The sequence below is a fragment of the Streptomyces sp. NPDC088923 genome (genome assembly GCF_044749745.1).
Taxonomy (GTDB): Bacteria; Actinomycetota; Actinomycetes; order Streptomycetales; family Streptomycetaceae; genus Streptomyces.
The window spans coordinates 883,654-896,070 of sequence record NZ_JBIVIO010000002.1 but is presented as its reverse complement, the minus strand read 5'-3'; the positions used below and the strand labels follow the sequence as shown (position 1 = coordinate 896,070).

Here is a 12,417-nt window from a genome sequence, read left to right as displayed (position 1 = left end):
GCTGTGATGACATGCCCTCATGCGCACCGTCACCGCCGTGGGACATCGCGGCGATCCGTACCGTTTCCGTGAGAACACACTCGCCTCTCTGCGCTCGGCGTTCGCGAGCGGCGCCGACGCCGTGGAGCTGGACGTCCGGCTGACGCGCGACGGGGTTCCTCTCCTGCTGCACGACGCGACGCTCACGCGGCTGTGGGAGGTCGACGCCCGGCTGAGCGACGTCACCGCCGCCGACGTCGCGCGGCGCACGGCGGGCGGCGTGCCCTCTCTCGCGGACGCGCTGGACGCGACGTCGGGACGTCGCGTCATGATCGACCTGCCCTCCGCGACGCCGCGCACCGTACGCGCCGTACTGGGCGTCGTGCGTGACAGCGGCGCGACGTCGCGCGTGTACTACTGCGCCGGCGCCGACGCCATGCTCGCCGTCCGCGCGCAGGACCCCGCCGCGGAGATCGCGCTGACGTGGACGACGCTCGCCCCGCCGCGTCCCGCGCTCCTCGACGCGGTCCGGCCACGCTGGCTCAACTACCGCTTCGGTCTCCTCGACAGCGAGCTCGTCGCGTCGTTGCACCGCGACGGCTACCTCGTCTCCGCCTGGACGCCGGACACGCGACGTTCGCTGCGTCGTCTCCTCGCCGCGGGCGTCGACTCCGTGACGAGCAACCGCGTCGGCGTCGCGTGTGCGGAGCGGGACCGCGCGGGCCTCACACGCCCGTCGTCTCGCTCCAGCGACGCGCCAGTTCGGGACGCTCCCGCGCCGTGATGTCGCGGGCGATGGCGAGGCGACGTCGCGTCGCGTCGTCCGGGAAGATGAGCGGGTCCTCGGCGAGCGCGGCGGTCTCCTTGTCCTTCGACGCCGCGAGGACGTCGCGTGCGGCGGGCACGGGGCAGACGTAGTTGACCCACGCGGCAAGCGCCGCGGCGACCTCGGGCTCGTAGTAGTAGTCGATGAGGCGTTCGGCGTTGCGCTTGTGCGCGGCACGGTCGGGGATCATGAGCGACTCGGCCCACAGCTCCGCGCCGTCCTCCGGTACGAGGAAACGAATATCGGGGTTGTCAGCCTGCAGCTGGATCACGTCGCCGGAGTACGCCTGGCAGGCGAGCACGTCGCCCGAGGACAGGTCCTTGATGTAGTCGTTGCCGGTGAAACGGCGGATGTGGCCGGCGCGCACGCGCGGTGCGAGGCGATCGCACATGCGGTGGAAGTCGTCGGTCGTCCAGCGCGTGATGTCGACCCCCTCGCCCTGCATCAGGAGCGCGAACGCCTCGTCCATGCCCGACAGGAGCGTGACGCGTCCCTTGAGGTCGTCGTCCCACAGCTCGGACACGTGGTGCAGCGTGCGGCCGAGCTTGCGGGCGTTGTACGCGATGCCCGTGATGCCCGACTGCCACGGCACCGTGCAGCGGCGCCCCGGGTCGAACGCCGGGTCGCGCAGCGAGGGGTCGAGGTGGCGCGCGACGTTCGGCTGCCGGCCGCGGTCCATCTCCTGCACCCAGCCGAGACGTACGAAGCGGGCACACATCCAGTCGCTGATGACGATCAGGTCCCGGCCGGTGGGCTGATGGTTCATCAGCGAGGGGCTGACCTTGCCGAAGAACTCGTCGTTGTCGTTGATCTCCTCGGTGTAGTGCACACGGATGCCGGTACGTCGCGTGAAGGCGTCGAGCGTGGGGCGGTGCCGTCCGCTGTCGTCGGTGTCGATGTAGAGCGGCCAGTTGGCGAAGTCGAGTACATGCTCGCGCGCGGACCGGTCCGCGACCGTACGGTCCGCCGGCGCGACGTACGCCGCGGGAACGCCGCACGCGCCGAGCCCCAGCAGCCCCGCCGCCGCGACGCCGCCGCGCAGGACGGCACGTCGCGTCGGAACGCCGCGCGGCGCACGCGACGTTCCCCGCATGCGCGACGGGGACGCCGCCCGGGACGTACGCGACGTCGCGGCGAAGTCGGCGGGAAAGGACCGGGGTATCGATGGCTTCGGCACGCGCGCAGCATGACGCGCGTCACACGCCGACGGCAATCGACGTCGCGTCCTCACAGGGCAGCGCGGGGAAGACACAGTGTCGATGGCGGTACGGGTACGACGCGACGAACGCCCGGGACGACGCGGCGCTACGACGCGGCCCACGCCGCGCCTCCCAGAGCTCGCCCCGTACCTCCGCGACGTCGGGCCTCCTCACGCGACGTCACTCCGCCCCCACGCGACGACGCCCGCCCCACGCGACGTCACTCCGCTCCCACGCGACGTCCCCACCCACCACGCGAGGACGCGACGACGCAACGCCACGCGCCGTACCCACCGCGCTGCCGCACCCACCCCCGTCCCGCACCGAACCGCCCCGCCCCGCCCCCCACCAAGAACGGCCCGCACCGCGCCCCAGCGCGACACGAGCCGTCCCCCCTCTCAGAAGCGGGACGCGCCCTCCAACCCGGACGCGCCCCGCCTCCACTCCCCCCGAGAACCCCGCCTCAGTCGAGCGACGTCATCACGTGCTTGACGCGCGTGTAGTCGTCGAAGCCGTACAGCGACAGGTCCTTGCCGTAGCCGGACTTCTTGAAGCCGCCGTGCGGCATCTCCGCGACGAGCGGGATGTGCGTGTTGATCCACACGCAGCCGAAGTCGAGCGACTTGGACATCCGCATGGCGCGCGCGTGGTCCTTCGTCCAGACGGACGAGGCGAGGGCGTACTCGACGTCGTTCGCGTACGCGAGGGCCTGCGCCTCGTCGGTGAAGGACTGCACCGTGATGACGGGCCCGAAGACCTCGTTCTGGATGATCTCGTCGTCCTGGCGCAGCCCGGAGACGACGGTCGGCGCGTAGAAGTAGCCCTTGTCGCCGACGCGGCGTCCGCCGGTCTCGACCTTGGCGTGCGCGGGCAGCCGGTCGATGAAACCGCTGACCTGCGCGAGCTGGTTGGCGTTGTTGAGCGGCCCGTAGAAGGCGTCCTCGTCGTCGGGCCCCGCGGTGCGCAGTTCGGCCGCGGCCTTGGCGAGCGCGGCGACGAACTCGTCGTGCACCGACTCGTGCACCAGGACGCGCGTCGCGGCGGTGCAGTCCTGGCCGGCGTTGAAGTAGCCGGCCTCGGAGATGCCCTCGACGGCCTTCGCGAGATCGGCGTCGTCGAAGACGACGACGGGGGCCTTGCCGCCCAGTTCGAGGTGGACGCGCTTGAGGTCCTTGGCCGCCGAGCCCGCGACCTCCGTCCCGGCGCGCACGGAGCCGGTGATGGATGCCATGGCCGGCGTGTCGTGCTCGACCATGAGACGTCCCGTGTCGCGGTCGCCGCACACGACGTTGAAGACGCCGTCGGGCAGCACGGAGCCGATGATCTCGGCCATCAGGACGGTCGACGCGGGCGTCGTGTCCGAGGGCTTGAGGACGACGGTGTTGCCCGCCGCGAGCGCCGGGGCGAATTTCCAGACGCCCATCATCATCGGATAGTTCCACGGCGCGACCTGCGCGCAGACGCCGATCGGCTCGCGCCGTACGAAGGACGTGAGCCCCTCCATGTACTCGCCCGCCGAGCGCCCGTCGAGCATGCGCGCGGCGCCCGCGAAGAAGCGGATCTGGTCCACCATCGGCGGGATCTCCTCGCTGCGGGTGAGCCCGACCGGCTTTCCGGTGTTCTCGACCTCGGCGGCGATGAGTTCCTCGGCGCGTTCTTCGAAGGCGTCGGCGATCTTCAGCAGCGCGCGCTGCCGTTCCGCGGGCGTCGCGTCGCGCCACGACGGGAACGCCGCGGCGGCGGCGTCCATCGCGGCGTCCACGTCCGCGGCACGCGACAGGGGCGCCGTCGCATATGCCTCGCCGGTGGCCGGGTTCACGACCTGCGTGGTCGCGCCGTCCGCGGCGTCGCGGAACTCGCCGTTGATGTAGTTGCGCAGTCGGCGCGGTTCGGTGGTCACTGCCGGCCCTCCTGTCGGTGTCCGAAGTCCGGTGCCCCGGGCTCCCTGTCCACAGCTCCGTGTCCAAAGCCTGAGACACCCACCCTAGCCGCTAGGGCGACGCTTTCGACACACCCACTCCCCGTCCGCTACGGAATCGGTGTTTTCAATGCCCATGAACAACGGATTTCATCGATTCGAGCTTGCGGAACTGCGGAGTCCTCAGGCAGAGTGAGGGCGTGGTCAGTCGCAGCTCAGAATCCAGGACCGGTAGCGGCAGCTCCTCGATCGATGCCGTCTCGCTGGCGATCATCGAACAACTCCAGGAGGACGGCAGACGCCCGTACGCCGCGATCGGCAAGGCCGTGGGCCTCTCCGAGGCGGCGGTGCGCCAGCGCGTGCAGAAGCTGCTCGATCAGGGCGTCATGCAGATCGTCGCGGTCACCGACCCGCTCACCGTGGGCTTCCGGCGGCAGGCGATGGTCGGGATCAATGTCGAGGGCGACCTCGATCCCGTGGCCGACGCGCTCGCCGCGATGCAGGAGGTCGAGTACGTCGTACTCACCGCCGGCTCCTTCGACCTGCTGGCCGAGATCGTGTGCGAGGACGACGACCACCTTCTCGATGTGATCAACAGACGGATCCGCACCCTCCCCGGAGTGCGTTCCACCGAGAGCTTCGTCTACCTCAAGCTCAAGAAGCAGACCTACATGTGGGGAACCCGATAGCCGTGAGCAAGGACCTCTCCCGAACCGCGTACGACCACCTGTGGATGCACTTCACCCGCATGTCGTCGTACGAGAACGCGCCCGTCCCCACGATCGTGCGGGGCGAGGGCACCTACATCTACGACGACCAGGGCAAGCGCTACCTGGACGGCCTGGCGGGCCTCTTCGTTGTCCAGGCCGGTCACGGGCGCGCCGAGCTGGCCGAGGCGGCGCACCGTCAGGCGAGGGACCTCGCGTTCTTCCCCGTCTGGTCCTACGCGCACCCCTCCGCGATCCAGCTCGCCGAACGCCTGGCCCACCACGCCCCGGGCGACCTCAACAAGGTCTTCTTCACGACGGGCGGCGGCGAGGCCGTCGAGACCGCCTGGAAGCTCGCGAAGCAGTACTTCAAGCTGACCGGCAAGCCGACCAAGCACAAGGTCATCTCGCGCGCCGTCGCCTACCACGGCACGCCGCAGGGCGCGCTCTCGATCACCGGGCTGCCCGCGCTCAAGGCGCCGTTCGAGCCGCTCGTACCGGGCGCGCACAAGGTCCCGAACACCAACATCTACCGCGCGCCGATCCACGGGGACGACCCCGAGGCGTTCGGCCGCTGGACCGCCGACCAGATCGAACAGCAGATCCTCTTCGAGGGTCCCGAGACGGTCGCGGCCGTCTTCCTCGAACCGGTCCAGAACGCCGGCGGCTGCTTCCCGCCGCCGCCCGGCTACTTCCAGCGCGTACGCGAGATCTGCGACCAGTACGACGTCCTCCTCGTCTCGGACGAGGTGATCTGCGCCTTCGGCCGCCTCGGCACGATGTTCGCGTGCGACAAGTTCGACTACGTGCCGGACATGATCACCTGCGCGAAGGGCATGACCTCCGGCTACTCGCCGATAGGCGCCTGCATCATCTCCGACCGCCTCGCGGAGCCCTTCTACCAGGGCGACAACACCTTCCTGCACGGCTACACCTTCGGCGGCCACCCCGTCTCCGCCGCCGTCGCCCTCGCCAACCTCGACATCTTCGAGCGCGAGAACCTCAATCAGCACGTCCTCGACAACGAGGCCGCCTTCCTCGGCACCCTGAACAAGCTCCGCGACCTCCCCATCGTCGGCGACGTCCGCGGCAACGGCTTCTTCTACGGCATCGAGCTGGTCAAGGACAAGGCCACCAAGGAGACCTTCACCGACGAGGAGAGCGAGCGCATCCTCTACGGCTTCGTCTCCAAGAAGCTCTACGAGTACGGCCTGTACTGCCGCGCTGACGACCGCGGCGACCCGGTCATCCAGCTCTCGCCCCCGCTCGTCTCCGATCAGTCCACCTTCGACGAGATCGAGGGCATCGTCCGCCAGGTCCTCACCGAGGCGTGGACGAAGATCTGACCCGCCCCACCACACACGCACGCCACCCCGGCCCCGACTCACTCTTACGGGTGAGAGCGGGGCCGAGGTGTTTTCGCGGCGCGAGGCGTAGGGCGACGCGGCGTGGGGGGAACGGCGTGGCACGCGGCGTCGGGGGGCGCGAGGCGACGTAGGGCGACGCGACGTCGTGGGCGCGAGGCGACGCGACGTGGGGCGACGCGACGTGGCGGCAATCCGGTACGCGGCACGACGGCGCCGACCGCGACGTGTCACGCGACGCAGGGCCGGTACGCGACGTCCGGTCCCCTACACGCCGCCTACGCGACGTTGTGCCCCCTACGCGACGTCGCAGCACCGACGGGACGCACGCGACGTGCGACGTAGCCACGCGCACGCGACGTGAGGTGGCCGCCACGCACGCGACGTGCCGCCGCCGACCGCCACGTCCCCACCGCCCCAGCGCTACGTGACGGGCGGACGTCGCGCCGCAGAACCCGTCGCCCCGTCCGCCACACACCCGCGCCGCGCGACGTCGCGACGTCCCACCGTCGCGCCGTGCGCCGGATGGCGCGCGACGCCGCACCTCGCGTGTTACGTTCCAGGCGATTTAGGGACGAACAACGCGCTCCGCGCGACGGCTGCGTACGAACGCGACGTCAGCCCGCCGCCCCGCGCCACGCGGCACGGCACCGTCGCGGCGACCGCGCGACGCCGTCCCGAATCCGACGGCCCCGAGCGGAACTGAGGTGCACTGCATGGCTGCCCCCTCGCCATCCCCGGCCGACGACGTGCTGCGGGCCGAGGGCCTGCACGTGACCCGTCACGGCTCCCCCGTGCTGAGCGACGTGACGCTCAGCCTGCGACACGGTGAGATCCTCGCCGTGGGCGGACCACGCGGCAGCGGTCGCTCCACCTTGCTGCGCTGTCTCGCCGGCATGGTCTGCCCCGACCAGGGCGGCATCTGGTTCGACGGCGCGGCCCTCCACGACATGTCGACGGCGCGGCGCGCACGCGTACGGCGCGACCACTTCGGCTGGCTGGAGGAGAAGCCGCACCTCTCCCCCGAGCTCACCGCCTGGGAGAACGCCGCGTTGCCTCTCCTCCTGCGCGGCGTCCCGCACCGCGCGGCACGCGACGTCGCGACGGAGTGGCTGGAACGCCTCGACGTCGCCCACTGCGCGCGACGCCGCCCCCACGCGCTCAGCCACCTGGAGCAACGTCGCGTCGCGATGGCCCGCGCGCTCACCGGCACCCCGGCGTTGCTCTTCGCCGACGAGCCGACCGCCACGCTCCACTCGGCCGACCGCGCCGTCCTGTTGCGCACCCTCGTCACCGCGGCGCGCACGCACGGCATCAGCATGGTCCTCACGACCCACGGCGACGAAGCGGCCGATCTTACCGACCGCTCCATCTCCCTGCGCGACGGACGCCTCGCCCGCGCGATGCCTGTCTCCGGCGACGTTCCCGGTACGGAAGAGGGGAAGGCGACGTGCTCAGTCTCCGTCTAGTACGCGGCGGCAGGCCGCTCGTTCAAGCGCGGCGTCTCCTCGTGAGCGCGGCGTCGGCAGGCACCGGCTTTCTCCTCCTGGCCGCTCTCGGGCACGCCCTGTCACACGACGGCGCGGCAAGCTCGGTCCGGCGGCTCGCGTGGTGCCTCGTCCCCCTGGCCGCCACCGTGTACGTCGCGATCGCCGTCTCCCGCACCGACCCCGCGCTCCGTCCCGAAGGCGGCCGGCCGCCCTACGGCCTCTCCCCTCGCGGTCTGCGCCTGCTCACGGGGACGGCCACCGCGGTGTTTTGCGCCCTGGGCTCCGTCGTCGCCTTGCTGTTCTTCCTTCTGGGCCGTGGCAGCCTGGGCGTCCAGCCCCTGGGCGACGGTGCCGCGAAGGCGCTGGGCACAGGCTTCGACATCCCTGTCGCGGCCGTCATCACGCTCCTCTCCCTCGTCCCGGTCACGACCGCGGTGGCAACCGGGGCCCTCACTCCGGTGCCCGCCGCGTCGGGAGCGGCGCGCGTCACGCCGCCCGCGACGTCGGCACCTCCGGGCCTGCCCTGGGGCGTCGCGCTGCTCGCGGCCGGGTTCGCCGTACGTGCCACGCTCGGCGAGGGAACGGTCGACCTCTCCGCCAAGGCACTCGCGGGACGCGGCGGCGTTCCGGGCGGTGTCGTGGCCGGATGGGCGCTGATCGGCGCGGGACTCGCCGTCGCCGGCCCGGGGATCACATGGCTGTGCGGCAGGCTGCTGCAATCGGGCCGCCCCGGTGCCGTACGCCTCCTCGCGGGGCGCGGCCTCCAGGAGGAGGCACGGCGCATCGGCCGCCCCCTCGGCGTCGCGGTCGCGGTGGGTGCGGCGCTCGCCGCGGCGTACGGCGGCGACGCGACGTACAAGGCGACGGAACCACTCACGGCGCTCGGCATCGGCCTCGTGGTGGGCTGCGCCGCGATCGGACTACTGCTGGCCGCCGTCGAGTCCCGTCAGGCCCGAACGGACATCACCGCGGCGCTCGCGCAGTCGGGGACCCCCGCCGCGACGCTCCGGACGGCCGTGGTCGTTCGTGCGGGCGCCGTACTGCTCGCCCTGCTCGCACTGACGTGGGCCGTCGCGTTGCTCGCGACGTTGCCGGTCGGCCACTGACCCCTACGCCGCCCGCACCGAACGCATCAGCGCGACACCGATGAGTTCCTTCATGCGCGGCGGTCATCACCGGCATACGGAGCCCGGTACGTCGCGGCGCCCGGGTACGTCGCGGCGCCTGACGCGGCATGCCCGTGGCGTTTACGCGCGCCCTCGCCTTCCTTTCCCTAACCAGGAGAACCTGATGAGCTACCAGCAGATGATCTTCGTCAACCTCGTTGTCAACGATCTCGCCGTCTCGAAGAAGTTCTTCACCGACCTCGGCTTCCGCCTCAACGAACAGTTCAGCGACGAGCAGACCGCGAGCGTGGTCATCAGCGACACGATCATCGCGATGCTCCACACGCGTGAGCGCTTCGCGCAGTACACGCCGGCCGGCAAGACGCCCGCGGACGCCACGGCGACGACCGAGGTGCTGCTGACGCTCAGTGCGCGCAGCCGCGAGGAGGCCGACATGCTCGCCGACCGCGCGCTCGCCTCGGGCGGCAGCCCCGCGCGCGAGGCCGAGGACCACGGCTTCATGTACGGCCGCTCCTTCACCGACCCCGACGGGCACGTCTGGGAGATCGTGTGGATGGACCCGGCGCAGGTCCAGGAGTGAGTCACGCCACGTCGCGTCGCACGGGGTGAAACACGCGACGTCGCGTCAGGCGACGTGCGGCGCCCGCGACGTCGCACCAGGGCCACCTACGTCGCGCGCCGCGTCCGCCACGACGCGGCGCGCGACATGGGCACGCGCCATGACGCGCGACGTTGCATCGACGTCGCGCTCAGTCCAGCACCACGACGTCCTGCGCGTCGAAGACGACGCCTACCCGGTCCCCGCGCTCCGGCGCCTTGCGCAACGCGCACGTCGCCTCGATCTCCGGCGCGTCGTGGGGGCGCAGCCGCACCGAGACATGAGTGCCGTGGAAAGTCCGTGCCACGACCTCGCACGAAAGGCCGTCCGCCTCCGCGACAAGACGGACTCCCCCGGGCCGTACGAGCACCGTGCGCTCCCCCGCCCCGCCCGCGGTGCCCTCCCCAAGCGGCAACCGCCCCCACGGTGTCTCCGCGGCACGTCCCGTGATCCGTGCCGGCACCAGGTTGCCGAAGCCGAGGAAACGCGCCACGAAGGAATCGGCGGGATGCCCCCAGACATCGAGCGGCGCCCCGGACTGCGCGATCGCCCCGTCGCGCATGATGACGACGCGGTCGGCGAGGGCGAACGCCTCGCCCTGATCATGCGTCACGGCGAGCACCGTGGTGCCCAGCACGGTGAACAGTTCGCGCAGCTCCAGTACGAGCCGTTCGCGCAGCGTCCTGTCGAGTTGCCCGAAGGGCTCGTCGAGCATGAGCAGGCTCGGTCGTGGTGCGAGCGCGCGCGCCAGGGCGACGCGCTGCTGCTCGCCGCCCGAGAGAGAACCGACGCCGCGGTGCCCCGCGTCGGCCAGCCCGACGAGGGAGAGCAACTCGGCCACGCGCGCCTCGCGGACACCGGCCGGCACGCGTCGCATGCGCAGGCCGAACGCGACGTTGCCCGCTACGTCGCGCTGCGGGAAGAGCTGGTGGTCCTGGAACATGAGCCCCACACCGCGCCGGTGCACCGGCACGTCGCGCTGGTCTTCGCCCCCGAGCCACACGCTCCCCGCATCGAGCGGCTGCAAGCCCGCGACGGCGCGCAGCAGCGTCGACTTCCCGCTCCCGCTGGGCCCCAGGACGCAGACCACCTCGTGCGCGCGCACCGACAGATCCACCGCGTCGAGCGCCGGCCGTCCGTTTCCGAAACCCACCGTGACACGTTCGACGCGCAACGCCGCCCCGCCCTCGGCCTCCTGTCGTGGAGCGTGCACGACGCGCGACGTCGCGGCCCGCGCCGAACCCTCCTCGCGCGCCGGAGCTTCGACAGCGTCCTCGCGACGTGCACGACTGAAGCGCGTCATCAGTGCGGCCTCTCCTTCGTACGGGGCCCCTTGGCGGGGGCAGTGAGTGCGACGTCCGGGCGCCGTGTCGAAGCCGGGCGCGGATCGGCGGCGACGGGCGCGTCGGTCCGCCCCCGGGCGGACCGGGGCGTGCCGCCGTCATGTGGATCGCGCGGACGCAGTCGTTCCAGGACGAGCAGGGAGACGACGCACACCAGCATGAGGACGGTGGAGAGCGCCATGGCCTGCCCGTAGTTCAGGTCGCCGGGGCGCCCGAGGAGACGGGCGACGGCGACGGGCAACGTCGGGTTGTCGGGGCGGGCGAGGAAGACGGTGGCGCCGAACTCGCCCAGTGACACGGCAAAGGCGAAGCCGGCGGCCACCAGCACCGCGCGGCGCACCAGCGGCAGATCCACCTCCCACCACACCCGCCAGGGCGACGCCCCGAGCACCGACGCGGCGTCGCGCAGCCGTTGGTCGACGGCGCGCAGCACGGGAAGCATCGTCCGTACGACGAACGGCGCACCCACGAGCGCCTGGGCGAGCGGGACGAGAATCCAGGACGCGCGCAGATCGAGTGGAGGCTCGTCGAGTGCGATGAGGAACCCGAAGCCCACGGTGACCGCCGAGACTCCGAGCGGCAGCATCAGCAGGGCGTCGAAGCCGCGCAGCAACCGCGACATGCCGCCCGGCCGGCCGTCCTTCCCGCGTCGCTCCCGGCTGAGCGCGACGGCGGCGAGTCCGCCGACGACGAGGGCGATCAGCGTCGCCACGGCCGCGTAGCGCAGAGAGTTGCCAACCGCCGCGATGGGAGCGACGAGAAAAGCCCCTCCGTCGGAGGAGCCAAGAGCCCGGAAGTAGGTCAGCCCGAAGCCGTCCGGGGCGTCGAAGGCGCGCAGGACGAGCACGGCGAGCGGCAGTACGAGAAGTACCGCGACGACGCCCAGGACGCCGCTGAGCAGCGTCCACTGCGCCACGCCGCGTGGCCGCCGCGCCGTACGCGACGGGTCCACGAGCCGCAACGTGCTCTCCCCCCTGCGCACCACCCACGCGTGGAGGGCCAGCACCATGACGACCGCGCCCAGCTGGACGAGCGTCAGCACCGCTGCCGTGGAGAGATCGAGCAGCTGCGCCGTCTGCCGGTAGATCTCCACCTCCAGCGTCGAGTAGCCCGGGCCCCCGAGGATCTGCACGATCCCGAAAGACGTGAAGGTGAACAGGAACACCATCAACGCCGCCGACGCCACGGCGGGAGCGAGCGCCGGCAGCGTGACCGCCCGCCAGGCCCGCCAGCGCGAAGCGCCCAGGGTGCGCGCGGCGTCCTCCTGCCGCGTGTCCAACTGCGCCCACAAACCGCCCACCGTGCGCACCACGACGGAGTAGTTGAAGAAGACGTGGGCCGCGAGGATCGCCCACACCGTCGTGTCGAGCCGTACACCCCACAGCTCGTCCAACAGCCCGCCGCGTCCGAGCACGGCGAGGAATGCACTGCCGACCACGACTGTGGGCAGAACGAACGGCACTGTGACGACGGCGCGCAGCACGCCTTTCCCGGGAAAAGCGAAGCGCGCGAAGACGTACGCCCCGGGCAGGGCGAGGAGGAGGGTGAGCGCCGTGGACGCCAGTGCCTGCCACGTGGTGAACCAGAGCACGTCGCGTATGTCGCGTCGCCCCAGGACATCGGCGACGGCGCCGAGCTGCCACCCCGCCGAGGTGTGCAGCCCACGACCCACGATCGCCGCGACGGGATAGCCGAAGAACAGGCCGAAGAAGAGGGTGGGCCCCGCGACGAGGAGCAGCACGGTGACGCGACGTCGCGTCACGGGACGTGCCGCGGCGAGGCGACGTCGCGCGGGACGTCGCGACGTGTCCCCGCGACGTACGCCGCGTACGGGTCCCTCGTGCGACGCCTCTCGCGACGTCCCGC

10 protein-coding genes are annotated in these 12,417 nt (G+C 71.6%); 6 read left to right on the top strand and 4 right to left on the bottom strand.

The window, feature by feature from the left end:
* The first annotated feature begins 19 nt into the window (after positions 1-19).
* The gene (locus ACIP4O_RS15145) at positions 20-763 is read left to right on the top strand and encodes a glycerophosphodiester phosphodiesterase (protein WP_401574869.1); all 744 of its coding nucleotides are present in this window, start codon (positions 20-22) and stop codon (positions 761-763) included.
* Here ACIP4O_RS15145 and ACIP4O_RS15140 read toward each other — a convergent pair.
* Positions 705-1,898 (bottom strand): spermidine/putrescine ABC transporter substrate-binding protein, encoded by a 1,194-nt coding sequence (locus ACIP4O_RS15140; protein WP_401574868.1) that lies wholly within the window; start codon positions 1,896-1,898, stop codon positions 705-707. The two genes, ACIP4O_RS15145 and ACIP4O_RS15140, sit on opposite strands and share 59 nt — an antisense overlap.
* A gap of 569 nt (positions 1,899-2,467) precedes the next feature.
* A complete protein-coding gene (locus ACIP4O_RS15135) occupies positions 2,468-3,904 on the bottom strand; it encodes a gamma-aminobutyraldehyde dehydrogenase (RefSeq protein ID WP_401574867.1) in 1,437 nt (478 codons plus the stop codon).
* 218 nt (positions 3,905-4,122) lie between these two features.
* On the opposite strand from ACIP4O_RS15135, the gene ACIP4O_RS15130 reads away from it, so the two are divergent.
* The 5 genes from ACIP4O_RS15130 to ACIP4O_RS15110 all read left to right on the top strand — a co-directional run bounded on the left by ACIP4O_RS15130 (position 4,123) and on the right by ACIP4O_RS15110 (position 9,190).
* The gene (locus ACIP4O_RS15130) at positions 4,123-4,611 is read left to right on the top strand and encodes an Lrp/AsnC family transcriptional regulator (RefSeq protein WP_164287311.1); all 489 of its coding nucleotides are present in this window, start codon (positions 4,123-4,125) and stop codon (positions 4,609-4,611) included.
* Entirely contained in the window at positions 4,596-5,975 is a 1,380-nt protein-coding gene (locus tag ACIP4O_RS15125; RefSeq protein ID WP_401574866.1) for an aspartate aminotransferase family protein, read from the top strand. Before ACIP4O_RS15130 ends, ACIP4O_RS15125 begins: the two co-directional genes overlap by 16 nt.
* A gap of 734 nt (positions 5,976-6,709) precedes the next feature.
* Complete coding sequence (locus ACIP4O_RS15120; protein ID WP_401574865.1) at positions 6,710-7,462, top strand: ABC transporter ATP-binding protein; 753 nt, start codon at positions 6,710-6,712, stop codon at positions 7,460-7,462.
* Positions 7,444-8,589, top strand: a complete 1,146-nt coding sequence (locus ACIP4O_RS15115) for a hypothetical protein (protein ID WP_401574864.1) — start codon at positions 7,444-7,446, stop codon at positions 8,587-8,589. Before ACIP4O_RS15120 ends, ACIP4O_RS15115 begins: the two co-directional genes overlap by 19 nt.
* 184 nt (positions 8,590-8,773) lie before the next feature.
* Positions 8,774-9,190, top strand: a complete 417-nt coding sequence (locus ACIP4O_RS15110) for a VOC family protein (protein ID WP_401574863.1) — start codon at positions 8,774-8,776, stop codon at positions 9,188-9,190.
* Positions 9,191-9,359: 169 nt separating this feature from the next.
* On the opposite strand, the gene ACIP4O_RS15105 is transcribed toward ACIP4O_RS15110, so the two are convergent.
* On the bottom strand, positions 9,360-10,511 hold the full coding sequence (locus ACIP4O_RS15105; protein ID WP_401574862.1) for an ABC transporter ATP-binding protein: 1,152 nt from the start codon (positions 10,509-10,511) through the stop codon (positions 9,360-9,362).
* Positions 10,511-12,313: an ABC transporter permease gene (locus tag ACIP4O_RS15100; RefSeq protein WP_401574861.1), complete on the bottom strand. Its 1,803-nt coding sequence runs from the start codon at positions 12,311-12,313 to the stop codon at positions 10,511-10,513. Before ACIP4O_RS15100 ends, ACIP4O_RS15105 begins: the two co-directional genes overlap by 1 nt.
* Positions 12,314-12,417 lie beyond the last annotated feature (104 nt).